General features: G+C 42.7%; 22 protein-coding genes. 11 read left to right on the top strand and 11 right to left on the bottom strand.

Annotated elements, in window-relative coordinates:
* The 4 genes from BCU12_RS12250 to BCU12_RS12235 form a co-directional block, all read right to left on the bottom strand.
* Positions 1 to 867, bottom strand: an 867-nt coding sequence (locus tag BCU12_RS12250; protein WP_102404532.1) for an SPFH domain-containing protein, incomplete at its 3' end; no start/stop codon positions are given.
* A 153-nt stretch (positions 868 to 1,020) separates the two neighbouring features.
* On the bottom strand, positions 1,021 to 1,875 hold the full coding sequence (locus tag BCU12_RS12245; RefSeq protein ID WP_102404531.1) for a co-chaperone YbbN: 855 nt from the start codon (positions 1,873 to 1,875) through the stop codon (positions 1,021 to 1,023).
* A 311-nt stretch (positions 1,876 to 2,186) separates the two neighbouring features.
* Positions 2,187 to 3,014 (bottom strand): SDR family oxidoreductase, encoded by an 828-nt coding sequence (locus BCU12_RS12240; RefSeq protein ID WP_102404530.1) that lies wholly within the window; start codon positions 3,012 to 3,014, stop codon positions 2,187 to 2,189.
* A gap of 42 nt (positions 3,015 to 3,056) precedes the next feature.
* Positions 3,057 to 3,971 carry a TIGR01777 family oxidoreductase gene (locus BCU12_RS12235; protein WP_102404529.1) on the bottom strand — a complete coding sequence of 305 codons (915 nt, stop codon included), beginning with the start codon at positions 3,969 to 3,971 and terminating at the stop codon, positions 3,057 to 3,059.
* Positions 3,972 to 4,188: 217 nt separating this feature from the next.
* Between BCU12_RS12235 and BCU12_RS12230 the strand changes: the two genes are divergently transcribed.
* From BCU12_RS12230 to yfcE, 5 genes are read left to right on the top strand one after another with little or no spacing between them, the layout of a single operon-like run.
* The gene (locus BCU12_RS12230) at positions 4,189 to 4,893 is read left to right on the top strand and encodes a DUF1538 domain-containing protein (protein WP_102404528.1); all 705 of its coding nucleotides are present in this window, start codon (positions 4,189 to 4,191) and stop codon (positions 4,891 to 4,893) included.
* The gene (locus BCU12_RS12225) at positions 4,890 to 5,684 is read left to right on the top strand and encodes a DUF1538 domain-containing protein (protein WP_102404527.1); all 795 of its coding nucleotides are present in this window, start codon (positions 4,890 to 4,892) and stop codon (positions 5,682 to 5,684) included. Before BCU12_RS12230 ends, BCU12_RS12225 begins: the two co-directional genes overlap by 4 nt.
* Positions 5,674 to 6,024 carry a P-II family nitrogen regulator gene (locus BCU12_RS12220; protein WP_102404526.1) on the top strand — a complete coding sequence of 117 codons (351 nt, stop codon included), beginning with the start codon at positions 5,674 to 5,676 and terminating at the stop codon, positions 6,022 to 6,024. Before BCU12_RS12225 ends, BCU12_RS12220 begins: the two co-directional genes overlap by 11 nt.
* A complete protein-coding gene (locus tag BCU12_RS12215; protein ID WP_102404525.1) occupies positions 6,021 to 6,443 on the top strand; it encodes a CBS domain-containing protein in 423 nt (140 codons plus the stop codon). Before BCU12_RS12220 ends, BCU12_RS12215 begins: the two co-directional genes overlap by 4 nt.
* Before the next feature lie 33 nt (positions 6,444 to 6,476).
* Positions 6,477 to 7,022: a phosphodiesterase gene (gene yfcE / locus BCU12_RS12210; RefSeq protein WP_102404524.1), complete on the top strand. Its 546-nt coding sequence runs from the start codon at positions 6,477 to 6,479 to the stop codon at positions 7,020 to 7,022.
* 83 nt (positions 7,023 to 7,105) lie between these two features.
* Here yfcE and BCU12_RS12205 read toward each other — a convergent pair whose 3' ends face one another.
* The 3 genes from BCU12_RS12205 to BCU12_RS12195 form a co-directional block, all read right to left on the bottom strand.
* A complete protein-coding gene (locus BCU12_RS12205; RefSeq protein ID WP_102404523.1) occupies positions 7,106 to 7,861 on the bottom strand; it encodes a sulfite exporter TauE/SafE family protein in 756 nt (251 codons plus the stop codon).
* A gap of 85 nt (positions 7,862 to 7,946) precedes the next feature.
* Positions 7,947 to 8,471: a regulatory protein ToxS gene (locus BCU12_RS12200; RefSeq protein ID WP_102404522.1), complete on the bottom strand. Its 525-nt coding sequence runs from the start codon at positions 8,469 to 8,471 to the stop codon at positions 7,947 to 7,949.
* The gene (locus tag BCU12_RS12195; protein WP_102404521.1) at positions 8,471 to 9,325 is read right to left on the bottom strand and encodes a transcriptional regulator; all 855 of its coding nucleotides are present in this window, start codon (positions 9,323 to 9,325) and stop codon (positions 8,471 to 8,473) included. Before BCU12_RS12195 ends, BCU12_RS12200 begins: the two co-directional genes overlap by 1 nt.
* Positions 9,326 to 9,575: 250 nt before the next feature.
* Here BCU12_RS12195 and htpG point away from each other — a divergent pair, with 250 nt between their 5' ends.
* The 4 genes from htpG (at position 9,576) to rfaH (ending at position 14,464) form a co-directional block, all read left to right on the top strand.
* On the top strand, positions 9,576 to 11,480 hold the full coding sequence (gene htpG / locus BCU12_RS12185) for a molecular chaperone HtpG (RefSeq protein ID WP_102404519.1): 1,905 nt from the start codon (positions 9,576 to 9,578) through the stop codon (positions 11,478 to 11,480).
* Positions 11,481 to 11,838: 358 nt separating this feature from the next.
* The gene (gene adk / locus BCU12_RS12180; protein ID WP_102404518.1) at positions 11,839 to 12,483 is read left to right on the top strand and encodes an adenylate kinase; all 645 of its coding nucleotides are present in this window, start codon (positions 11,839 to 11,841) and stop codon (positions 12,481 to 12,483) included.
* 277 nt (positions 12,484 to 12,760) lie between these two features.
* On the top strand, positions 12,761 to 13,723 hold the full coding sequence (hemH, locus tag BCU12_RS12175; RefSeq protein WP_102404517.1) for a ferrochelatase: 963 nt from the start codon (positions 12,761 to 12,763) through the stop codon (positions 13,721 to 13,723).
* Between the two features lie 246 nt (positions 13,724 to 13,969).
* Positions 13,970 to 14,464: a transcription/translation regulatory transformer protein RfaH gene (rfaH, locus tag BCU12_RS12170; protein ID WP_102404516.1), complete on the top strand. Its 495-nt coding sequence runs from the start codon at positions 13,970 to 13,972 to the stop codon at positions 14,462 to 14,464.
* A gap of 63 nt (positions 14,465 to 14,527) precedes the next feature.
* On the opposite strand, the gene asnB is transcribed toward rfaH, so the two are convergent.
* The 4 genes from asnB to nagA form a co-directional block, all read right to left on the bottom strand.
* Positions 14,528 to 16,192: an asparagine synthase B gene (gene asnB / locus BCU12_RS12165; protein WP_102404515.1), complete on the bottom strand. Its 1,665-nt coding sequence runs from the start codon at positions 16,190 to 16,192 to the stop codon at positions 14,528 to 14,530.
* A 229-nt stretch (positions 16,193 to 16,421) separates the two neighbouring features.
* Positions 16,422 to 18,014: a cation:proton antiporter family protein gene (locus BCU12_RS12160; RefSeq protein WP_102404514.1), complete on the bottom strand. Its 1,593-nt coding sequence runs from the start codon at positions 18,012 to 18,014 to the stop codon at positions 16,422 to 16,424.
* 82 nt (positions 18,015 to 18,096) lie between these two features.
* On the bottom strand, positions 18,097 to 19,311 hold the full coding sequence (locus BCU12_RS12155) for an ROK family protein (RefSeq protein ID WP_102404513.1): 1,215 nt from the start codon (positions 19,309 to 19,311) through the stop codon (positions 18,097 to 18,099).
* A 2-nt stretch (positions 19,312 to 19,313) separates the two neighbouring features.
* The gene (gene nagA / locus BCU12_RS12150; RefSeq protein ID WP_102404512.1) at positions 19,314 to 20,450 is read right to left on the bottom strand and encodes an N-acetylglucosamine-6-phosphate deacetylase; all 1,137 of its coding nucleotides are present in this window, start codon (positions 20,448 to 20,450) and stop codon (positions 19,314 to 19,316) included.
* A gap of 476 nt (positions 20,451 to 20,926) precedes the next feature.
* Here nagA and nagE point away from each other — a divergent pair, with 476 nt between their 5' ends.
* Both nagE and glnS read left to right on the top strand, forming a co-directional pair.
* Positions 20,927 to 22,474, top strand: coding sequence for an N-acetylglucosamine-specific PTS transporter subunit IIBC (nagE, locus tag BCU12_RS12145; RefSeq protein WP_102404511.1), 1,548 nt, complete (start codon positions 20,927 to 20,929; stop codon positions 22,472 to 22,474).
* A 230-nt stretch (positions 22,475 to 22,704) separates the two neighbouring features.
* The gene (gene glnS / locus BCU12_RS12140) at positions 22,705 to 24,363 is read left to right on the top strand and encodes a glutamine--tRNA ligase (protein ID WP_102404510.1); all 1,659 of its coding nucleotides are present in this window, start codon (positions 22,705 to 22,707) and stop codon (positions 24,361 to 24,363) included.
* The last annotated feature ends 58 nt before the right edge of the window (positions 24,364 to 24,421 follow it).

The raw sequence follows: 24,421 nt of genomic DNA, 5'->3' as shown, positions 1-24,421 counted from the left end.
CATTAATCCAGTGGCCTCAAGAGGAAGCATTATGATTTTTCCATTTTCAGCCTGACCAATCGATCTGATGGCTTCGGTATAACCCTGAGCAATAAAGTAATTGATCGCCTTCACATCGCCTTGGGCTATTGCCGTGGATACCATTTCTGTCGCTTTGGCTTCTGCTTCGGCCGCACGTTCACGAGCTTCTGCTTGCAAAATCGCCGCTTGTTTATCCCCTTCAGCTTTTAGGATTTCAGATTGCTTATGACCTTCTGCTTTTAAGATCTCTGCTTGTCTTACACCTTCAGCTTCAAGAATGTCAGCTCGCTTATTACGTTCGGCTTTCATTTGAGCGTTCATGGCTGCAGTAAGGTCTGCGGGTGGCTGAACGTCTTTAATCTCGATACGAGTCACTTTCACACCCCAAGGGTTGGTCGCTTCATCAACAATGGTGAGAAGCTTAGTGTTGATCATATCTCGTTGACTGAGCATTTCATCTAGCTCCATCGAGCCTAGTACCGTACGAATGTTGGTTAGCGTCAAGTTTCGAATGGCGTGAGCTAGGTCTGTGACTTCATAGGCCGCTTTTGCAGCATCGATTGCTTGGATAAAGCAAACAGCGTCAATAACGACATTCGCGTTGTCTTTAGAAATGACTTCTTGAGCAGGAATGTCCAGCACACGTTCCATCATATTGATCTTTTGCCCAATGCGGTCAATAAATGGAATGATGATGTTTAGGCCTGGCTGAAGTGTTTGTGTGTATCGACCAAATCGCTCTACGGTCCAGTGACTGCCCTGAGGTACTGTTTTTACGGCAGAAAAAATTAGGATGATAGCGACCAGTACAAATAGGCCGATAGTGATTAGCGAGTCAATAGGCATAACGATTCCTTATGTGGATAGTTGTATATTTTATTGACTATATTAGCTTAGATTAGAATCTCAAATGTGGATAGAGCCTATGTTTTTAATGACTTAAGGGGATTGTCACCTCCTTAAGCCATTATTTAGATCAAGAGATTTGTGATATGTAACTTAGTATAGAAGTGAGTATAGTTGGCGTCTGTATTTGCCAGCGATAGGGCTAGATTGGCCTAAAGCACTTAAGATATCCATTATGGATTTTTTAAGCTCACCATCATGGACATTGAGATCGGATTTTAAGTGGCTCCATAAAAGCTCTAAAGCTTCTTCAGAACGGTTGACTTGGTGGTATTGAAGAGCAAGTTCACAGACTGTGGAGTAGTCTGTATTATCTTTGTCGAGCGCTGCTTCCAATGCCTTGATCTCAGGGCTATCGGCCGCTTGTTTATGTAATTCAAGTTTGGCAATGAGTGTTTTGTAATAGTTATCTTGGTACTCAAGCGGAATGGAACTGAGTTGTAATTCAGCAGCATCAAACTGTTGAGTTTCAAGGGCACTTTCAGCAATGGCAAGTTTTACTTCTGGCTTCGATTTCAACTCTTCAGGCAGCTCGTTGAACAATGTTAAGGCTTGCTCAAATTGTTTTTCTTGCATTAGCTCTAGTGCTTTATTCAACTTTAGCTCGTCTTGACTTGGTAAGTGCTTTGAAAGCATTTGTTCAATAGCGGTGATTTCTTGCAGGCCACCAAGTCCATCTACAGCTTGTCCGTTAACAAAAAGAGCTATAGTCGGTAAAGCTTGCACACCAAACTGTGCGGCAATGGCTTGTTGCTGTTCGCAGTTGAGTAATGCGAGAGTAAAGGCTCCGTTATATTGCTGGGTTAGGGATTGAAGTTGAGGGATGATTTCTGAGCTCTCTTGGCTCATTGGAGCCCAGAAATGAATGAGCACTGGTGAAGATGTAGACCCTTCGAGAATCTCACGAAAGTTTTGTTCCGTCATTTCAACAATATATGGAGATTGCATTTTGCTATCCTAGTTAACAACTTAATTGTTATAAGAAATAAGGGCGCATCGACCTTTTATCAAGGGTGAAATAAAAAAGCCGCTCTAGTGGCGGCTTTTAGGTTGAAAACGTTGGATGAGTTATCGCGTAAATTGTCATTGCTAGCAAGCTAAAACAAAATAAACAAAGTTAGCGTCACACATACGCCAAGGATGTTTAATTGAGTCAAAGTCATTAAATAGTCACCTGATCTAATTTTGTAAGTAATACTTTTGTATGTTTCATAAACAATATGACAAAGATCTATGACGGTTTGATTACAAAGTGACTTTTAGGCAGCTTTTTGCAAAATTTTATCGAGCAAACGGCTAGGCAAAACTCGTTTGAGTATGGCAAACACCTTCGTCGGTGTCGTGATTCGATAGCGTAATTTAGGCTTATTCGACTCAAGTGCATGAATTAATGGTGGTATACAAGCTTCAGGTTCTAAGGCAAAAGCGTTATTGGATTTGTCATTATTCAAACGGTCTCTTTGCTCTTTATACGATTGGCTATGAGCGCTTTGAATTGGGTCTATCCACTTCTCAAAAGCCAACAGCGCATTTGCTCTAAATTGAGTCTCAATTGGCCCAGGTTCTAGAATAGAGACATGTATATTGGTATCCGCTAACTCCAATCGTAAAGTATCGGTCCAGCCTTCTAAAGCAAACTTTGATGCGTTATAGGCTCCCCGGTATTTCATAGCGGCAAACCCAAGTACTGAACTGTTTTGAATAATACGACCTGCAGCATTTTTGCGCATGGCTGGAATCAATTGAGTCGTGAGGTGGTGCCAACCAAAAAAATTGGTCTCAAACTGTTCTCTTAAACCTTGAGTTGGAAGATCTTCCAACGCTCCCGGTTGTCCATAAGCGCCATTATTAAATATTGCGTACAAGTTGTTCTGAGTGAGAGTGAGCACTGACTTAACCGCACTGTCAATACTCTCTGTACTACTGAGATCAAGCTGTATAGAGGTAAAGCCCTCTTGCGTGAGTTTTTCAACATCTTCTACTTTTCTGCAAGATGCAATGACGTTATATCCGCGTTGCTTGAGGTGCTGAGCGGCGACTAGGCCGATGCCAGTAGAGCAACCCGTGATCAAGATCCATCGATTCATTTTGACAACATTATTGTATTTTTGGGAGCCTAGAATAAACCATCAACTGCGATGTTGTAATAGGTTTTTAAATGCAGGTTCGATACGTGAATAATTAAATCTAAATCCAAGTTCTGTGAGTTTTTTCGGCTTACAACGTGCGCTATCGAGTAGTAAACTTGAACTTTCTCCAAGCATGAACTGGATTAACCAAGTGGGCGTAAATAACAAATGCGGACGCTTTAACGTACTCGCGAGTGTTTTACTAAAATGTTGATTGGTGACGGGATGGGGGGCCGTAAGATTAAACTCTCCTTCGGCGTGGGAGGTATCCAGTAAATGAACAATGGCTCGAACCATATCGATCATATGTATCCAGGGCATATATTGGGTTCCAGAACCTATCGGACCGCCGAGTCCAAATTTGTATATTGGAAGCATCTTTAACAAAGCGCCACCATTGGGGTGCAGAACGATCCCGATTCTTAGTATACATACTCGAGTATTCTCCGATCTGGCTCGTTTGGCGATAACCTCCCAGTGCTGACAAACGCTGTGTGCAAAGCCGTCTTGATTGACATGCAGGGATTCGTCAAAAGGGTGTGTTTGTTGATCGCCATAATACCCAACAGCCGAACCACTGATAAAAGTAGAAGGAGGGTTGGTGCTAGCATGAATGAGTTCAACAAGTTGCTCGGTCAGCTTCCAGCGACTATTGCATATTCGCTTTTTCTGATTCTCTGACCAACGTTTATCAGCAATAGGCTCACCAGCTAGGTTAATGACAGCATCAAAGTCGTTTAAGTCGTGGAGGTCACTAAGAGTCGACAAAAAGGTGATGTTGTTACTGCCAATATGAGATAGCTTGCTTTTAGCCATAGAAATATCGCGGGTTAATATAACTATTTGATGAGTGTTAAGGTTTTTCAGTAACTCTTGCCCTATAAAACCAGTGCCGCCTGTCAGTAATAGCTTCATTAGACCTCCTTTTCTCATAAGTATAGTAACGCTACGAAAAACACTGCAACAATCGTATGTTTCTAGTGTGAATGTGACTTAACACTCCAATAAATATCACTTTTATTCATTCCTCGTTACGTTTATCACATCACACTCAAGATCTATTTGCCATGATTATATAAGTGGATTGTGTCATGGAGATGGAACCATCGGTTTAATTGGATTGTTTAAGTCAATGCTCACAAGTTTTAGAGACTTGTTGCCCATTATTGCAGTAGTGAGCTTTTTTCAGTTGGTGGTGTTGCAAGAGCCGCTACCGAACTTGCTTTCAATTGTTGTTGGTTTGGTACTTGTCGTACTAGGGCTGACTTTTTTTATTTTTGGCTTAGAGATGGGTTTGTTTCCCATTGGCGAATCTATGGCTCAGGCTTTTGCCAGAAAAGGGAGCGTGTTTTGGTTACTGCTCTTCGCTTTCTGCTTGGGTTTTGGAACAACCGTCGCAGAACCTGCGTTGACGGCCGTTGCCAATGAGGCGGCTGAAGTTGCTGCGGAAGGCGGAATTATACAAAACACTCCTGAAGGAAGAGACTCGTATGCCAATGGATTGAGGTACACCGTCGCGCTTTCTGTTGGCGTGGCGATTCTTGTTGGAGTATTGAGGATCTTAATGGGCTGGCCAATTCAATATATGATCATTGGTGGCTATATTGGGGTCGTCATTTTAACAGGTTTCGCACCTGCTCATATTATTGGTATCGCTTATGATTCTGGTGGAGTAACAACGTCTACGATCACTGTACCGTTAGTCACAGCGCTTGGAGTAGGACTAGCATCTGCTATTAAAGGTAGAAACCCTATGCTGGATGGATTTGGTTTGATTGCCTTTGCATCATTGCTGCCTATGATGTTTGTGATGGTTTATGGGATGGTGATTGGATGATCACTGTTGCTCACTTCTTCGACACCTTTGTTGATACCGTTCTTAATGTTATTCCCATCGTGACAATATTGTTTGGATTTCAAGCCGCGATTCTTCGGCGACCTATTAATAATCTACTTCAGGTTATCACCGGCTTTATATATGTTCTTCTAGGGTTGTCATTATTTCTAATAGGGCTAGAGCTTGCGTTATTTCCACTTGGCGAAATGATGGCGCAGCAGTTAACCGCACCCGAATTTCTAAATGAAGTGAGGTTGTCCATTGGGCAGCAGTTGTCTTGGATTGATTATTACTGGGTTTATCTATTTGCATTCTGCATAGGCTTCAGCACTACGATTGCGGAACCTTCACTTATTGCTGTTGCTATCAAGGCAAATCAAGTTTCTGGTGGCAGTATCAGCGTGAATGGCTTGAGAATTGCAGTCGCGTTAGGCGTCGCGTTTGGGATTGCGTTGGGTAGCTACCGCATAGTCGTCGGGGACCCCATTCATTACTACATCATTGCTGGCTACATGATTGTTGTCGTCCAGACATTCTTCGCCCCTAAATTAATCATACCACTTGCCTATGATTCTGGCGGTGTTACCACCTCAACGGTTACGGTGCCGTTGGTTGCCGCACTTGGGTTGGGTTTGGCATCAACTGTTCCAGGGCGAAACCCAGTCATAGATGGTTTTGGGTTGATTGCGTTTGCGAGTCTGTTTCCCATTATTTCCGTCATGGCGTATGCCCAGATTACACAGGTATTGAATAAAAGAAAAAAGTCACAGGAGAAGTCGAATGCGCTTTAAATTGATACTGGCATTTGTGGAAGAGAGTAAGACCGATATTGTTCTAGACGCTGCTCGCAATGCAGGAGCAACGGGCGCCACGGTGATAAACCACGCTCGAGGAGAAGGGCTTAACAAGAAACGAACCTTCTTTGGCCTGACTCTGGAGGTTCAGAAGGATGTGGTGCTTTTTGTGGTTGAGGAGCATTTATCGAGGCATATTTTAGAAACGATCAATGATGTTGGTGAGTTTGATGAGGAATCAGGACAAGGTATTGCTGTACAGATTGATGTGGAAGATGCAGTAGGTGTCGCACATCAAGTAGAGACATTAGCTAAAGTTGTTGAGGATGAATTATGAATGCGCATGAGAAGATTCGCGTACGCGATGTGATGGTCAATACGTATGTGATGGTTGATGGTTTAACAACGGTGAATGAAGCCATTACCTTAGCGAGAAAGCATGAAGTCAAAGCTTTGATCGTTAACAAGCGGCATGATGACGATGAGTTCGGGATTATCTTGATGAATGACATCGCCAAAAAAGTACTGGCAAAAAATCGTTCACCATTGAGAACAAACGTTTATGAAATCATGACTAAGCCTGCCTTATCGGTCGAGCCTAATATGAACGTAAAATATTGCGCTCGATTATTTGAACGTTTTGGCATTAGCCGTGCGCCAGTCATAGAGAATGGAGGGGTTATTGGTATGGTGAGTTACAACAATATTGTGGTAAATGGCATGGCAAGAGATGACGAACGCTTGAATCAGATCTAGAATACGCCTCAATCTTTGCTGAGGAGTCTTTTCGTGGAATTATTTTTTGTGTCTGATCTGCACGGCAGCTTGCCTGCAACTCAACGAGCGTTGGACAAATTTGAACAATCGAAGGCCACGACACTCATTCTCCTTGGGGATGTCCTAAATCATGGGCCAAGAAACCCTGTTCCAGAAGGCTATGCGCCTGTTGAAGTCGCGTCACTCCTTAATCAATACGCCGACTCTATCATTGCTGTTCGTGGTAACTGCGATAGTGAGGTAGACCAAATGTTACTCGACTTCCCCATGATGGCAGACTACGCATGGGTTCTATTAGAATCAGGTAGAAGAATGTTCATCACTCATGGGCATTTATACAACTCAACTAAGCGCCCAGCACTGAGATCGAGTGACATCTTAGCGCACGGGCATACCCATATACCGACGGCTCAACTTGAAGACGAAGTGGTGATCTTCAATCCTGGCTCAGTGACGTTTCCACGTGATGGATATTCAGCGAGTTTTGGTTTGTATGAACAAGGTTTATTGAAGGTGCAAAGCTTTGAGGGCGAGACACTTGCCCAATACCGATGCTAAACACATAGTATCAAGCTATTTGAGATGTCACCTAGCGGCTCTATGCAAGGTGACATCGGTTGTGAGCGTCTCATTTATAGCGCCTAGAATAGTAACTTTATGCCAACAGCAAAGGTTAGGATCTCAAAACAGATTTTGATGGTTTGATTACTCTTTTTTAGAGCGATATAGGCGCCAAGGCTGCCCCCTAAGAAGGAACTGATTAGTAAAATGGGTATCCACTGCCAATAGATAGGCGCTCCAGCTGACGCAATACTTATTCCCCCAATACCGTTCCAAAATATACCTACACACAGCATGGTGTAGGCAACCGCTTTTTTATAATCGAAACCAAACCAGCGTACTAAGAATAGTGTGACAAGTAGGCCTGAACCTGCAGTGAGTGAACCGTTGATGATACCGATTGTAAATAATCCTAGCGCACCCATAACCCATCCAAAAGGCGTTCTATTCTCCGTCGTTTCTGTTTGCCCGAGCGTTTTTTTGAATCGAGAGTAGATGCCAAGGCATAGAATCATTCCGCCTAACATTTTGGTCGCGATTACCTCAGGGATGAGTAAGACAATATTTGCTCCAATAATGACGCCGACAGAGCCAGTTAATGTCACATAGCAAAACATTTTGAACTGACAGGTTTTATTCTTGAGATGTGTATAGGCGGCGCCAAGACCTAATGCAACGCTTGCTATCTTATGCGTTCCAAGCGCAACAGAAAAAGGTAAACCTAGGAAAATAAGGAGTGGGAACTGTAAAAGGCCTGCACCACCACCAGAAAGGGAAGCGAGCAAGTTTGCTATCAATGAGCCAATAAAAAGAGTGAGTGCATCAAAAATACCCATGACATCCTTCTCTCAAGTCTAAAGAAAATAAAAGGGAGACACAGAGCCTCCCTTTTAGGTGTTCAGAAATACAGTAACGACTAAGTTAGTTGCTAAACAATACCGTCGAACCATGGTTCAAGCTTGTTAGCAGCAAGGTCTTTTCGTTAACGATATCTATTCGTCGGCTTTGCTGAGCGTCCATCTTAAACAACTGGGTGATGAGCTTTAGTTGCTCTTCAGAAAAGTCTTTAATTTGTGCTTGAGAAACATCTTTAAACTCTTTTGGTGATACTAATAAATAGTTGTCACTGATATCCCAATCGCCCGTTTCTGAGATGTTGATGACGACTTCGCTATCGTTGTTCTCTACCAACAATCTAACTCGTGACTCTCGGATATAGTTGCCATTTGGAAGATATTTTACATTTGACTGGACTTCGGCTCGTCGAAGTGGGCCGATAGTATCTTCATTGATATGAGAAAGCTCGGTGATCATTTTTGATTGCCATTCATAGGAAGTCAGAACTTGTTCAACCTTGAGATCGCTTCCCCAGTATAACCATGCGCTAAACAATGCAGATGCGGCTAGAATGATGGTCGCGACTTTTTGAGTAATAATCTTAGCCATTATTTGCACACCTTCTTAATGCTTGGTTTATTCCAGATGATACGAACACTCTTATTGTTCGTCGAGTTTTCGATACTGTGGATATAATTCAAGATGATCTGCTCGTTTTGTCCACCTGTCGCAATAATTTGTGTGGGTACTAACTCACCGTTGTGCACATCTAAATAGTTGTTCACACAAGCTTCTAGTGATGGTAGCCACTCACTTAAATCAGGGTGATTAATTGGAGTCTTAACTGGAACCTCTTGGTAGGTCCCTAAAACTCTAAATTTAGATTCACTCGGTGTCGTAAACAAAGCCACAATCAATGGAAGCATCAATGCAGCAACGAGCAATAAATTCGTGATTAAACGCGTTGGATTCTTTGCTGAAGCTTCGGGGTTATTCACATTAGTTGCGACAGCGTCAGTCGCATTGGCGGCGGACTCACTTGGTACAACGACACTCTTTTCTTGTTCTGATTCTACTTCCAGAGGTGCAGAGTGTGACTCTTTTGCCGAGGCTAGTGCAGAGCTAAGTTCTACTGAACAGATTAATTGATATCCACGTTTAGGCACCGTTTTGACAAATAACGGTGATTTTGTTGAGTCCTTCAACAGTTTTCGAAGTGTTGAGATAGCTTGCGTTAAGCTTGAGTCATCTACCTCAAATCCCTGATCTCGCCAAACAAACTCGTGCAGTTCGTTTCGAGTGATCACTTCGTTTGGTCGTTCGCAAAGCAGCAGTAAAATGCGGCTTTCATTACTACCTAGACGAACAAGGTTTGTTTCATCTTCTTGATCTACTAATGAGTTGTTATTTGGGTCGAAAGTAAATCGGCTAGCGAGGATAAACTTTGTGCCTATATTGCTCATTGGACTCTTCTTTATTATGTGAATATGGGGGTAAAACGATCGGTGTGAGTACCTTTGTGAGATACCTCAAGCCTGTAATTTTAGCTTCTTTGATAAGTTTCGCCCGTAGCATAAACAAAAATGATAAAAAAAACAGTGTTTTTATTATTTTTGACCTTGAATTTACATTCGTAATCCTCATGTTAATGATCAATCGCCCCTTGGTGGGCCTCCATCTAAACAATGAAATGATAAGAGTCACGGAGCTAATATGAGTGATACGGCAACAAGCAATAAAGAAACACGAGGCTTTCAATCTGAAGTAAAACAACTGCTTCATTTAATGATTCATTCTTTGTACTCAAATAAAGAAATATTCCTACGTGAGCTTATTTCAAATGCATCAGACGCATCGGACAAACTTCGTTTTCAAGCGCTTTCAGATCCAAGTTTGTATGCAGGCGATGCCGATCTAGGTGTTAAGTTATCGTTTGACGAAAAGGCGAATACACTGACGTTATCGGATAACGGCATTGGTATGACTCGTGATGATGTCATTGAGCACCTAGGTACTATTGCTAAGTCAGGCACGGCCGACTTCTTCTCTAAGCTTTCTGAAGATCAAAGCAAAGACTCGCAGCTCATTGGCCAATTCGGTGTTGGTTTCTATTCCGCATTTATCGTTGCTGATGCAGTAACGGTGCGCACTCGTAGCGCAGGTGCTAAGGCTGAAGAAGCGGTTCAGTGGCACTCAGCAGGAGAAGGCGACTACACGATAGAAGATATTAGTAAAGAGACTCGTGGTACTGACATCATTTTACATATGCGTGACGAAGGTAAAGAGTTCCTATCAGAATGGCGTTTACGTGAAGTGATTGGTAAATACTCTGATCATATCGGTATTCCTGTTTCTATCTTGACGAAAGTTAAAGATGAAGAAGAGAATGACACCGAAGAGACAAAGTGGGAGCAAATCAACAAAGCTCAAGCACTATGGACGCGCAGCAAATCTGATATCAAAGAAGAAGAATACCAAGAGTTTTATAAGCACGTTTCACATGACTTTGCGGATCCTTTGCTTTGGAGCCACAACAAAGTAGAAGGCAAGAACGACTACACGAGTCTTCTATATATTCCAGCGAAAGCACCTTGGGATATGATGAATCGTGACCACAAGTCAGGCCTGAAACTGTACGTGCAACGCGTATTCATTATGGATGACGCTGAGCAATTTATGCCGTCATACCTACGCTTTACTCGTGGTCTTATCGATTCTAACGATCTACCGCTGAACGTTTCTCGTGAGATCCTACAAGACAACAAAGTGACTCAGTCGCTACGCAGTGCTTGTACTAAGCGAGTGCTAACCATGTTAGAGCGCTTGGCTAAAAATGATGATGAAAAATATCAAAGCTTCTGGAAAGAGTTTGGTTTGGTATTGAAAGAAGGGCCTGCGGAAGATAACGCGAATAAAGAAAAAGTGGCTGGTTTACTTCGATTCTCATCAACTCATGCTGATTCTTCTGAGCAAACTATCGGTCTTGCTGCTTATGTTGAGCGTATGAAAGAAGAGCAAGATAAGATTTACTACCTAACGGCAGACAGCTACGTGGCTGCTAAAAATAGCCCTCACCTAGAGCAATTTAAAGCGAAAGGTATTGAGGTTATCTTGATGTCTGACCGTATTGATGAGTGGTTAATGAACTACTTAACCGAGTTCGATGGCAAGCAGTTCCAGTCTATTACGAAAGCGGGTCTTGATCTGAGCAAGTTTGAAGACGAAGCAGAGAAAGAGCAGCAAAAAGAGACGGAAGAAGAGTTCAAATCTGTCGTTGAGCGTACTCAAGCTTACCTTGGTGACCGAGTGAAAGAAGTTCGTACCACCTTTAAACTGGCATCGACTCCAGCGGTTGTTGTGACTGATGATTTCGAAATGGGTACACAAATGGCGAAGCTTTTAGAGGCCGCTGGTCAAGAAGCGCCTCAGGTTAAGTACATTTTTGAATTGAATCCACAACATGAGCTTGTTAAGCGAATGGCTGATGAAGCTGATGAGCAAGCATTTGGTGGTTGGGTTGAAGTCCTTCTAGGCCAAGCAATGCTTGCTGAGAAAGGCTCAATGGAAGACCCATCTCAGTTTGTGGGCGCCATCAACAAGCTTTTGACTAAAGTGTAATATCACTATTGAAAATGGAAGCTCGCTTTGGCGAGCTTTTTTCATTTAACCTTTGTCGTTGACTGAGAGTGAGACCATTTTTCGCTTTTTGATATGTAAACGGTTGCGTCTAGAGCCATTCTTTAGTCGTAAATCGGATCGATTCGCAAAAAATTATGTTAACATGCTCGGCAGAATAGCAGGCGGTATGCACTGATGTTCTTTATCAAAGACAACTTGTTTTAATACATTATACCGAAACTTATCGTAGCGATAACGTTGGTACTCTATCTACTTTCTTAGTGTAAAGAATCGACGTGGTGTTTAAGCTCTACAGTGAGCTTCGGTATAAATCATTTATTTCTAAAGAGGAACAAACATGCGCATCATCCTTCTAGGTGCTCCAGGTGCAGGTAAAGGCACACAAGCTCAATTCATCATGGAAAAGTATGGTATTCCACAAATCTCAACTGGAGACATGCTACGTGCTGCAATTAAAGCTGGCACTGAAATGGGCAAGCAAGCGAAAGCGGTAATTGATGCTGGTCAACTTGTTTCTGATGAGATTATTTTAGGTCTTATCAAAGAGCGTATTGCTCAAGATGATTGTGAAAAAGGCTTTTTGCTAGACGGCTTCCCACGTACTATTCCTCAAGCAGATGGCTTGAAAGAAATGGGTGTGCAAGTTGATTACGTTATTGAGTTTGACGTTGCTGACAGCGTTATTGTTGAGCGTATGGCTGGTCGTCGTGCTCACCTTGCTTCTGGTCGCACATACCATACAACGTATAACCCACCTAAAGTCGAAGGTAAAGACGACGTAACGGGTGAAGATCTTGTAGTTCGTGATGACGATAAAGAAGAAACCGTTCGCGCTCGTTTAGGTGTATACCATGATCAAACAGCCCCTCTAATCTCTTACTACGGCGCTGAAGCAGAATCTGGCAATACGAAATACCTTAAATTTGACGGCACTAAACAAGTTGATGCTGTTAGTGCAGACATTGAAAAAGCATTAGCATAAAACGTTAACTTCTTTTTTAAGAATTTGATATATTTAAAGCGACCCTAGTGGTCGCTTTTTTTGTTTTAATTTTTAATACGATACCGTTCTAGATAATGTGGTTGAACGTGATTCAGAACCATTCTGTTTTGGGCTAGCTGGCTCGCTATTTAAGGTTTCTGTTGAGGGTCTTCTGTCATGAATAATTCTTCGGGCATTTAGTTGGAAACATTGATCTTAAATCTATGCAGGTTCGTATATAACTCTTCAGAAAATCACATATTGGTTTCAGGTATCTATGGAAAATAATAAAAAGCAGGGCGTTTTACTGGTGAACTTAGGTACTCCAGATTCGGCGACCCCAGCTGGTGTACGTCGATTTTTGAGTGAATTTTTACACGATAAACGAGTTGTAAACCTGACTCGGTGGCTATGGTGTCCTATTTTGCACGGAGTGATTCTACCGATTCGCTCTCCTAAAGTGGCGAAGCTTTATCAGTCGGTGTGGATGGATGATGGCTCACCACTTCTTGTCTACTCCAAGAGACAAGTTGAAAAGTTAGAGAAGAAACTCGAGATACCCGTTGCATTGGGTATGACCTATGGCAACCCGAGTCTTAAAGATGGTATAGAGCAACTGATGGAAAAGGGGGTCGAAGATATTATCGTATTACCCTTGTACCCTCAGTACTCCGGCACGACCACCGCCGCGGTTTCTGATGGTTTAACCAAAGCCTTTAAACAAATGCCCGTCATCCCCAATTATCGTTTTATTCGAGACTATTATTCACACCCTAGCTATGCGAAAGCACTCGCAGACAGCGTTCGTAGCCATTGGGATAAAAATGGTCGAGCAGAACACTTGGTTTGTTCGTTCCATGGCATTCCCAAGCGATTAGCTGATGAAGGCGATATTTATCCTCAACATTGTGAAGCTACGACCAAATTGCTTGCGGCAGAGTTAGGGTTATCGACAGAAGATATCACTATGACCTACCAATCTCGATTTGGTAGGGAGGAGTGGCTGAAACCTTATACCGATGAAACGCTTGAATCACTGCCAGGGAAGGGCATTAAAAAGATAGATATCATGGCGCCGGCATTCTCGGTAGATTGCTTGGAGACGTTAGAAGAAATTTCTGATCAGTGTAAGGAAACTTTCATTGACGCGGGTGGTTCAGAGTTTAGTTATATTATGTGCTTAAATGACCGAGATTCGCACATCGACATGATGGCTGAGCTAGTGACACTTCACCGTTAATTGCAAGGTGAGTCAAAGAAAGTAGCAATTGGGCTGTTCATTGAACCGCCCATTTTTTTGTTTAAATATCCACTGGCTACAGGTGCTAACTCAACGTGTTCTGCACTTTTTCAATGACCCTAAGTTGATATTCGGAGTTTCACCGTCGACTAATGTGCTACCAAAAGAATCAGTGCTTCAAATTCGATTAGATCCATTTAGGGCATATGTTAAGATACCAAAAAATAGAAATTGGCTAGTAATAAAATGAAGCGTTGGTATCTCTTATATTGCAAAAGAGGAGAGCAGCAAAGGGCAAAGCTGCATCTAGAAAATCAATCTGTCGAGGTCTTTTACCCTGAAGTAGAGTTCGAAAAAATCACACGTGGCAAAAAGAATATTAAGAAAGAACCTTTGTTTCCTTCGTATATGTTTGTCCGTTTAGACTTTGAAGCGGGTCCTTCATTTACGACTGTTCGATCCACCCGAGGAGTGGTTGATTTTGTTCGTCTTGGTAGTCAGCCTCAAGAAGTTCAAGGTGACTTGATCTTTACTCTTAAGAATATAGAAAAAGAGAGAAGTGGCACTAAGGTGGTTGAATTGCCTAAGAAAGGCGAGTCAATTAATGTTACTGGTGGCCAATTCTCAGGAATTGAAGCGATTTATCAAGAAGCAGACGGTGAATTACGCTCGATACTCTTGGTTAAAATGCTCAGCCACATTGTTCCTGTCAGTATAGATAACAAAGATCTAGAGCTGTAGGGCTCATCACGGTTACAGTAAAAAGGCACCGATGAGGTGCCTTTTTTATCTTTATATTAATGATTAGTAAGAATCATTATGTACAGCTTGTACAGCTCGCCCTGATGGGTCTACACAGTTTTGGAATGATTCATCCCACTCAATCGCTTTCGCCGAAGAACAAGCCACTGATGGACCGCCTGGTACACATTCTGCCGCTGACTCTAGTGGGAATAGCTCTTCAAAAATTTCGCGGTATGCATAAGCTTCTTTCGTTTGAGGCGTATTGTACGGGAAACGGAATGCGGCTGTTTCCATTTGCTTATCCGTTACTTTCGCATCAGCTGTCGCTTTTAACGTATCAATCCACTCATAGCCAACGCCATCTGAGAACTGCTCTTTTTGGCGCCATGCGATTGATTCAGGAAGGTAGTGTTCGAAACACTCACGTAGAATGTGTTTCTCCATTTTCCCATTGCCACACATTTTATCTTCAGGGTTCAAGCGCATTGCTACGTCAATGAACTCTTTATCTAGGAATGGTACACGTCCTTCAACACCCCATGCAGCAAGAGATTTGTTAGCACGAGCGCAGTCAAACATGTTTAGCGCAAGTAGCTTACGAACGGTTTCTTCGTGGAACTCTTTTGAATTAGGCGCTTTGTGGAAGTACAGGTAACCACCAAATATTTCATCAGCGCCTTCACCTGAAAGCACCATCTTAATACCCATTGCCTTAATCTTTCTTGCTAATAGGTACATAGGTGTAGAGGCACGAATGGTTGTCACATCGTAGGTTTCAATGTGGTAAATAACATCGCGAATTGCATCAAGACCTTCTTGGATGGTGTAGGTCATTTCGTGATGAACCGTACCAATCTGATCGGCGACTTCTCGAGCTGCAATTAAGTCAGGCGCGCCTTCAAGACCGACAGCAAATGAGTGAAGTTGAGGCCACCAAGCTTCAGATTGACCGTCATCTTCGATACGCATTGCTGCAAAACGTTTAGCAACTGCCGATGTAATTGAAGAGTCTAAACCACCAGACAGAAGGACGCCGTATGGCACATCTGTCATTAGTTGACGTTTCACTGCTGATTCTAAGGCTTCGGTTAAGTCTGCCTTACTTGTTGAGTTCCCTTGAACCGCAGCGTATTCATTCCAGTCGCGAATGTAGTAGCGCTGTGGCTCTGAATCCGCTGAGCTGTAAAAGCTACCTGGAGGAAATTCACTCACGGTTTTACAAACAGGGACTAACGCCTTCATTTCAGAAGAAACATAGTAATTACCATGTTCATCATAACCTTGGTAAAGCGGGATGATACCGATGTGATCACGTCCAACTAGGTATTGATCTTTTTCTTCATCATAAAGGACAAAAGCAAAAATACCGTTCAGTTCTTCCAGTAAATCTGAACCGTATTCTTGGTAGAGCGCTAGGATGACTTCACAATCTGAGTCTGTTTTGAAGTCGTATTTATCTTCATAACGGGCACGAATTTCTTTGTGGTTGTAAATTTCGCCATTGACCGCAAGGATGTGTTTTTTATCATGGCTGTAAAGAGGTTGAGCACCACTGTTTAGGCCAACAATAGCAAGACGCTCATGCGCTAAAATCGCTTTGTCTGATGCATAGATACCAGACCAATCTGGGCCACGGTGACGCAGTTTCTTAGACATTTCCAATGCGACAGGGCGTAGAGCACTCGCGTCACTTTTAATGTCTAAAATGCCAAAAATAGAACACATACAACTTCCTTTTAAATTATGTTTAACCTGTTACTAGCAATTTGCCATTTTGGTTAAGAAAAGCAACAGTAAAAGAGAAAGAAAATTAAAAATAACGCATGTAAATAGAAAATATTTACTTTTAGCGCTTTTTTGGTGAATGGTTTCTAATGGCGGGTGAGGTTGTGTCCATTTAACTAAAAGCGAGATACAAAGTACCTCGCTTTTATTGTGAAAAGTATTCGATAGGTTATTTATTGATAGGCGTAAATTGTGGCTCTAGTTGATCACAAACATGACGAGCAAAACCACTACCTGCCTCATTATAAATATTAAATGCAGCATCCACACCACTCTCAACAAGTAGGTCTAGCTGATCGGAGTATTCTGCGATAGCCGCGATTTGACCTTGGAAATGGCGTGCTTTTAGTTGCTCTAGGGCTGTTTGGTTACCGTGATGGTGCGGCATTGCCAACAAAACAAGCTTTACATTTGCAGTGTCTAAAATACGTTCCCAAAAATCTGGGTCAGTTGCATCGCCGGAGATAACGTTTCTGCCCTCATTGCGGTGTTCTAGTGCTGACTCTTCTTTTACCTCTACACCCAGACTAATCTTTCCGTAACGGTTGATGAGTTCATCGTAAGCGCCGGTTCCAATCCTTCCCATGCCTAAAATCAGTATTTGCGCATCGCCTGGGTTAATCAGTTGGTCTCTAGTGTTGAGCTTCTCTGCAGCGTGTTCTTTTAACCAGCGTCCAGAACGCTGATATAGCTCATGCCCTTTTCGGTTGATTGGCGCGGCAATGATAAACGAGAGAGAAACGGTTAGCGCTAATGCGACCAGAATATCACTGGATATCCATCCTTTACTGAACGCTAGTCCTCCCACAATAAGGCCAAATTCACTGAAGTTTAAAAGCGATAAAGAGGTAAGAAGTGAGGTTCGTACTCTGAACTTATACTTGTTCAAAATTAAGAAATAGAGCGCTCCGTTGATTGGAAGGATCAGCATGAAGAGTAACGACAGTCCTACAGCGGAAAAGGTCGGTTGTCCTGAAAGACCAATATTTAAGAAGAAGCAGACGAGAAGGAGCTCTTTGATGTTAAAAAGAGACTTAGAAAGCTCAGAAGCTTTTTTGTGCCCTGCGAGAAGCATACCTATTAATAGGGCGCCCAAGTCAGGTTTGACGCCAGCCAGTCCAAATAAGCCAGAACCAATAACTAAGCAAAGGAACATGCCGCATAGAACTAACATCTCGCCGTGGCCCACTTTATCGAGCAGCTTATAAAATAGCGGTCTGAGCAAAGGGAGGGCGAAAAGGGCGATGGCGTACCACTCTGGTATTTTTCCACTCGACACAGTGAGAAAGATGACGGCAAAGATATCTTGCATGACAAGAATACCGATCGCTAACGTCCCGTATGTCGAGTTCATTTCGCCCTTTTCTTGCAATGTTTTCACGGCAAAAACAGTCGACGAGAAAGACAACGCAAACGCAAGCAGCACTATTTGCTCAATAGCGATAGTCGCAAGGCTTGAAACACCTAAAAACTTAAACAGTAATAGCGCAGCACTAAAGGATAGAGTGGACAATAGGTTATGAACGGTTGCACCGGCCCAGATCTCCTTTGAGAGTAAGATCTTTACATCAAGTTTAAGGCCAATGGTGAATAGCAATAAGGTAACACCAAGGTCAGCCAAGGTGATGATTGTCTCGTTAGTTTGAAAACCGAAGGCGTGAAGACCAAAGCCAGCGAGTAGGAAACCGACAAGGGGAGGGAGATTGCACCTTAAAGAGATAAATCCAGCGAAGAACGCTGCACTAATAAAAATAATTTCCATATTGTTTGTAACTACCCGAGATAAGAAAAAGGCTGTGAAAAATCACAGCCTCGAATTCTACATTAATTAGTTGCTGATTAGTTTAATCTTCTAAGAGTTTTTGTAACAAGACACCATTAAGCATAGAGCGCTTAATCATCGCAAAGGCACCAATAGTCGGTTGGTCATCAACCATGGATGTCACGATAGGTAAAGACTTGTGGAAAGTCGTCAAAGATTGATTTTCTACATTACGACGGATTGCAGGGAAAAGAATGTCATCACATGCGGTAATTTCGCCAGCGATGATAACCTTCTGTGGGTTAAATAAGTTGATGGTAATGGCAATTGCTTTACCCAACTGATTGCCGACACGTACAAGGCTTTGTATGGAGAGTTCGTCACCACGGTTAGCGTGCTCACAAACATCCTGTATTGTTAGTTCATCGACTTTACTCAAGCTAGATTCATACCCTTGAGCTATCAGTTTATTCACTCTTTCAACAATAGCAGGGTTCGCTGCAACCGTTTCCAAGCAACCAAAGTTGCCACATTGGCATTGCTCTCCAAGTGGATCGATTTGGATGTGGCCGATTTCCCCTACATTGCGATTAAACCCAAGAAAAACTTGGCCATTAACAATAATGCCGGCACCAGTACCACGGTGCACGCTGACTAATATGGAATCTTGGCAATCTTGTGAAGCACCAAAGTAATGTTCTGCAAGCGCAATACCACGGACATCATTTCCAACGAAGCACTCTACATCAAACTTGTCTTTGATGATGCTGCCGAGTGGAAGGTTATCGATATCCGTATTAGGCATGTACTCAACGATTCCCTTCTCTGGATCGACTAGGCCAGGAAGAGCGATACCAATAGCAATGAGTTGATTGATGGTAGAGCGGTTATGTTCAATGAATTGGCTTAAGTGACTCACCAAACCATTGGTTAATTCAGTCTGGTTAGTATAGTGAAGCTCGTGGTGTGCAGAGACGAGTTCCTGTCCACCTAAATTGTAGAGGCTAAATTGTACGTAATCTCGCCCAAGTCTAACCGCCACGGAATGGAATGGTTCTACTTCAGTCGTTAAGGATATAGCCCTACGACCACCGGTAGAAGCTTGTTGCGCGACTTCTTTGATTAAGCCGCGCTCTAGCAATTGACGGGTGATTTTGGTAACACTCGCGGGTGCTAATTGACTGACGTCAGCCACCTGTATTCTGGAAATAGGGCCTTTCTGATCAATCAGTCGATATACTGCTGCGCTATTTAGTTGTTTAACTAAATCTACGTTACCTATTTGTCCGCCATTCATTATTAATTCTGCTCGTATTGTCCGTTAACAACAGTCGCTTGAACATTAAAGTCTCTATCAAATACAGCTAGGTTTGCGACCATGCCTTTTTTAACTCGGCCAAGTTGGTCATCAATACCAATAGCTGCAGCTGGGTATAGCGTTGCCATACGAAGAGCTTCATCCAAAGCGATACCGACATGCTCTACTGTATTTTGAACTGCTTCAATCATAGTCAGTGCAGAGCCGCCAAGTGTACCGTTTTCATCAATACACTTGCCATCACGGTAATATACTTTCTTGCCGACAAAAATAAAGTGATCCATCTCTGCGCCTGCTGGAGCTGTGGCATCGGTCACTAATACGAGCTTCTCGCCTTTAATTTTGTGAGCAATTCGGATGTTCGCGTAATCGACGTGGAAGCCATCGGCGATGATGCCTGCATAAACTTCAGGTGTGTCATAAATAGCGCCGACTACACCGGGTTCACGCCCAACCATAGGTGTCATTGCATTGAATAGGTGAGTGGCAAATGTAATGCCCGAGTCAAAGCCTTGTCGAGCTTCTGCATAGGTCGCGTTGGTATGGCCGATAGAAACAACAACACCGGCTTTTTTTAAGCGTTCAATATGTTCTGGTTCATTCAGCTCTGGTGCTAACGTTACCTTTGTTACTAAATCGGCATTCTCACAAATTAGGTCGATCATGCTGTTATCTGAAGGACGAATGTGATCGACACTATGAATGCCTTTTTTTAGCACGTTTAAATAAGGACCTTCGAGGTGCAAACCTAGAGATTGGTTCTGGTATTTATCATGGTATTCACGCGCAGCAACAATCGCATTTTTCATGTCTTCGTCTGAAGATGTGATCAGTGTCGGCAAGAAGCTTGTACAGCCAGATTTTAGATTCGCTAAATGCATGGTTTGCATTGTATCTGCAGTGATTTCGTCATTGAGCATGACACCACCACAACCATTGAGTTGTAGATCAATGAAGCCAGGGCTTAAGTTCGCGCCTTGCAAATCTTTGGTTTCGATATCAGACGGTAACTCTGTTAAAGGGCAAACCGCTTCGATCAGTCCTTCGTTGATGACTACGGCATGATTAATAAGTACATCGCTGCCGGTAAAGACTTTGCAATTAGTTAGCGCATACATGATCAGCTAATCCTTATGTTTTAAATTATGTAATTTTTATTAAACCTGATTGAAAGGAAAGAGTAATACATACTTCTTTTTTGCTGTTCAATTAGGTTGAAAATCTGCTTAGAAAACGGTGCGAAATAGTGTCGCTAAATTCTCGTCAGGTCTTTCCATATATGGTTCTTCTTATGCTCTCTAGTATGGTAGTCAGCTATCAAAACCCTTTGTTTTATTGCGCTCATCTATATAGAAAGAACGTTAACTACACTGAAATATTATCGTCATTTTTCCATTTTTTTGAATTGTAAAATAAGTTTTATGATCTAGCTAGCAAAAACCTTGGTATTTGGCTGTTTCTGGTGATTAGGATCACAATTGATAAGGTTTTAATTTGCGGGGCAAAATTAATGGCATAAACTGATTATGACTAAATTGAGTGACCGAAATAAGTCGCTCGCATAAATATTAAAATCCTATAGGGGGAACTTAAGGTGAATATTCTTGGATACGCGCAAAAGTTAGGTAAAGCTCTAATGCTGCCTATCGCAACGCTGCCTATTGCAGCATTGCTACTACGTTTGGGTCAACCAGATTTACTCGATATCGCATTTATGGCGTCAGCCGGTAATGCTATCTTTAGCCAACTACCATTGTTGTTTGGTTTGGGTATAGCTATTGGTCTTTCTAAAGACGGTAACGGTGCAGCGGGTCTTGCTGGCGCAGTTGCTTACTTTGTACTGACAGCAACAGCAACAAACATTGATGCAAGTGTAAACATGTCATTCTTCGGCGGTATCTTTGCTGGTATCATCGCAGGTCACTCTTACAATGCATTCCACGCGACTCGTCTTCCTGAGTGGCTAGCATTCTTCTCTGGCAAACGTCTAGTTCCAATTATGGCTGGTCTATTTGCTCTAGTTGCTGGTGCAATCTTCGGTGTTGTATGGCCTGCAGTTCAGTCTGGTTTAGATGCTCTTGCTCACGCAGTTTCTACATCTGGCGCAATAGGTCAATTCGTTTACGGTACTCTTAACCGTGCACTTATCCCTGTTGGTCTTCACCATGTTCTTAACTCGTACTTCTGGTTCGGCATGGGCTCTTGTCAAGAGATCATCGTTGCAGCTGAAGGTTTCACTCAACTTTGTGTAGACCCAGCTCTAGCGAAAACTCTAGTTGTTGGTCAAGAGTACACATTTGAATTTGCTAATTCAGTAAATCCAGAAATCGTTGCAACTGTTAAAGAAGTAACAGAAACAGTGAAAACTGGCGACCTACACCGTTTCTTCGGTGGTGATAAAGGCGCTGGCGTATTCATGAACGGCTTCTTCCCTGTAATGATGTTTGGTCTACCAGGTGCTGCTCTTGCAATGTACCTAGCAGCTCCTGTTGAAAAACGCAGCCAAGTTGGTGGTGCACTATTCTCTGTAGCATTCTGTTCATTCCTAACAGGTATTACAGAGCCTCTAGAATTCATGTTCGTATTCCTAGCACCTGCTCTATACGCAATGCACGCAGTGTTTACGGGTCTGTCTCTAGTTGTTGCTAACATGTTTGGTACGCTACACGGTTTCGGTTTCTCTGCAGGTCTTATCGACTTCGTATTGAACTGGGGTCTAGCAACGAAACCATTCGTTCTACTACTGATTGGTCTAGCATTTGGTGCTCTATACTTCTTCACATTCAGCTTCGCTATCCGCGCATTTGACCTTAAGTCACCTGGCCGTGAAGATGATGAAGAAGAGTCTGCAGCTCCCGCTGGTGATGCACCAAAAGGCGACGTTGCACGTCAATACCTGAAAGCTCTAGGTGGTCACGATAACCTAACTTCAATTGACGCTTGTATCACTCGTCTACGTCTAACTCTTAAAGACCGTTCTATCGCTGATGAAGCTGTACTTAAGAAACTAGGTGCTAAAGGTGTTGTAAAGCTTGGTGAGAATAACCTTCAAGTTATCCTTGGCCCACTAGCTGAAATCGTTGCTGGCGAAATGAAAGCTATCGGTCCTGGTGAAGACTTATCTGAAGTTAAACTTCCTTAGTCGCCAAATACGACAAGTAAGTAATGATACTTAGCCTCCCTTCATGGGAGGCTTTTTTGTGTTTGTTATAAAGAGTATTGGTAAAGAGCAGAGAGTAAGTGGTGTAAACTTCAACGAATCGATGACTATTTGATAATTTAGTGCGAGATCTTATTGTGTAAAGGCTCGTAATTGTGGATCATTAACGGCTATATTTTCAGACAACACTAATTCATATTGAGGTGCTATAGATGACTGAAGCTGAGGCTCGACCATCGAATTTCATTCGCCAGATCATTGATAAAGATCTAGCGGATGGCAAACACACAAGCGTGCATACTCGTTTCCCGCCAGAACCGAATGGTTACTTGCATATTGGGCACGCTAAATCTATTTGTTTGAACTTCGGTATTGCTCAGGACTATCAGGGACAGTGTAATCTACGCTTTGATGATACCAACCCTGAAAAAGAAGATGTGGAATACGTTGAGTCAATAATGAACGACGTAAGCTGGTTGGGCTTTGAATGGTCTGGAGACATCTGCTATTCATCAAACTACTTTGATACGCTGTATGATTATGCTGTTGAGCTTATTAATAAAGGCTTAGCTTATGTTGATGAGTTAAGTCCTGAGCAGATCCGTGAGTACCGTGGCACGTTGAAAGAGCCAGGTAAAGCAAGCCCATATCGCGACCGAAGCCCTGGAGAAAACCTGACACTGTTTGAAAAAATGCGTGACGGTGGATTTAAAGAAGGGACAGCTTGTCTACGTGCAAAAATTGATATGAGTTCATCTTTCATGGTGATGCGTGATCCTGTGATTTATCGAGTTCGCTTTGCTCACCACCACCAAACCGGTGATAAGTGGTGTATCTATCCGATGTATGACTTTACTCACTGTATCTCTGATGCAATAGAAGGCATTTCACACTCGCTATGTACGCTTGAATTCCAAGACAACCGTCGTCTGTATGACTGGGTGTTGGATAATATCTCGATTGAGTGCCAACCACGTCAGTATGAGTTTAGCCGTCTAAACCTTGAATACACCGTGATGTCTAAGCGTAAGCTCAATCAGCTAGTGGTTGATAATTTAGTTGAAGGCTGGGACGACCCTCGCATGCCTACGATTTCTGGCTTACGTCGCCGCGGTTTTACGCCTGGTTCAATCCGCGAGTTCTGTAAACGTATCGGTGTCACTAAGCAAGAGAACATGATTGAGTTTGGTTCATTGGAATCTTGTATTCGTGATGACCTTAATGAAAATGCACCTCGTGCAATGGCGGTTCTTGACCCAATTAAAATCGTTATCGAGAACTTTGATTCGGTTAATGTCGAGACATTAACGGTTGCTAACCATCCGAATAAGCCAGAAATGGGCACTCGCGATGTTCCGTTTACTCGTGAAGTTTGGATTGAGCGTGACGATTTCCGTGAAGAAGCGAACAAAAAATATAAGCGTTTGGTTCTAGGTAAAGAAGTTCGTCTGCGCGGAGCGTACGTCATTAAAGCTGAACGTATCGAGAAAGATGCAGAAGGCAACATTACGACTATCTTCTGTTCTTATGATAATGAAACGCTCGGTAAGAACCCTACCGATGGCCGCAAAGTGAAAGGTGTCATCCACTGGGTGTCAGCTGACAAAGCATTACCTGCTGAGATACGTCTATACGATCGTTTGTTTACAGTGGCCAATCCTGCGGCTGAAGATAACTTCTCTGAGACAATTAACCCTGAGTCTTTAGTGAAGATGAATGGTTTTGTAGAAGCAAGCTTGGTTTCGGCTAAAGCAGATCAAGGTTATCAGTTTGAGCGAACAGGATATTTCTGTGTGGATTCAAAAGACTCGACAGACAGTGCTTTAGTATTTAACCGTACTGTAGGCTTAAGAGATACTTGGGCTGGCTAAGGCTAGACTCAGATTCTAAGATTTAGGTTTGTGCGCATCAGATTTCTCTTTGCAGTCG

Source organism: Vibrio sp. 10N.261.55.A7 (assembly GCF_002877365.1).
In the GTDB taxonomy this organism is placed as follows: Bacteria; Pseudomonadota; Gammaproteobacteria; order Enterobacterales; family Vibrionaceae; genus Vibrio.
Note: the sequence above shows the minus strand (reverse complement) of the source record. Positions and strands in the feature narration are given on the sequence as shown.

What these genes read in the sequence shown, in the direction of transcription:
- BCU12_RS12245 (WP_102404531.1), bottom strand. Translation starts at nt 1,875, where the DNA reads ATGCAATCTCCATATATTGTTGAAATGACGGAACAAAACTTTCGTGAG.
- BCU12_RS12240 (WP_102404530.1), bottom strand. Translation starts at nt 3,014, where the DNA reads ATGAATCGATGGATCTTGATCACGGGTTGCTCTACTGGCATCGGCCTA.
- BCU12_RS12235 (WP_102404529.1), bottom strand. Translation starts at nt 3,971, where the DNA reads ATGAAGCTATTACTGACAGGCGGCACTGGTTTTATAGGGCAAGAGTTA.
- BCU12_RS12230 (WP_102404528.1), top strand. Translation starts at nt 4,189, where the DNA reads ATGCTCACAAGTTTTAGAGACTTGTTGCCCATTATTGCAGTAGTGAGC.
- BCU12_RS12225 (WP_102404527.1), top strand. Translation starts at nt 4,890, where the DNA reads ATGATCACTGTTGCTCACTTCTTCGACACCTTTGTTGATACCGTTCTT.
- BCU12_RS12220 (WP_102404526.1), top strand. Translation starts at nt 5,674, where the DNA reads ATGCGCTTTAAATTGATACTGGCATTTGTGGAAGAGAGTAAGACCGAT.
- BCU12_RS12215 (WP_102404525.1), top strand. Translation starts at nt 6,021, where the DNA reads ATGAATGCGCATGAGAAGATTCGCGTACGCGATGTGATGGTCAATACG.
- BCU12_RS12205 (WP_102404523.1), bottom strand. Translation starts at nt 7,861, where the DNA reads ATGGGTATTTTTGATGCACTCACTCTTTTTATTGGCTCATTGATAGCA.
- BCU12_RS12200 (WP_102404522.1), bottom strand. Translation starts at nt 8,471, where the DNA reads ATGGCTAAGATTATTACTCAAAAAGTCGCGACCATCATTCTAGCCGCA.
- BCU12_RS12195 (WP_102404521.1), bottom strand. Translation starts at nt 9,325, where the DNA reads ATGAGCAATATAGGCACAAAGTTTATCCTCGCTAGCCGATTTACTTTC.
- htpG (WP_102404519.1), top strand. Translation starts at nt 9,576, where the DNA reads ATGAGTGATACGGCAACAAGCAATAAAGAAACACGAGGCTTTCAATCT.
- adk (WP_102404518.1), top strand. Translation starts at nt 11,839, where the DNA reads ATGCGCATCATCCTTCTAGGTGCTCCAGGTGCAGGTAAAGGCACACAA.
- hemH (WP_102404517.1), top strand. Translation starts at nt 12,761, where the DNA reads ATGGAAAATAATAAAAAGCAGGGCGTTTTACTGGTGAACTTAGGTACT.
- rfaH (WP_102404516.1), top strand. Translation starts at nt 13,970, where the DNA reads ATGAAGCGTTGGTATCTCTTATATTGCAAAAGAGGAGAGCAGCAAAGG.
- asnB (WP_102404515.1), bottom strand. Translation starts at nt 16,192, where the DNA reads ATGTGTTCTATTTTTGGCATTTTAGACATTAAAAGTGACGCGAGTGCT.
- BCU12_RS12160 (WP_102404514.1), bottom strand. Translation starts at nt 18,014, where the DNA reads ATGGAAATTATTTTTATTAGTGCAGCGTTCTTCGCTGGATTTATCTCT.
- BCU12_RS12155 (WP_102404513.1), bottom strand. Translation starts at nt 19,311, where the DNA reads ATGAATGGCGGACAAATAGGTAACGTAGATTTAGTTAAACAACTAAAT.
- nagA (WP_102404512.1), bottom strand. Translation starts at nt 20,450, where the DNA reads ATGTATGCGCTAACTAATTGCAAAGTCTTTACCGGCAGCGATGTACTT.
- glnS (WP_102404510.1), top strand. Translation starts at nt 22,705, where the DNA reads ATGACTGAAGCTGAGGCTCGACCATCGAATTTCATTCGCCAGATCATT.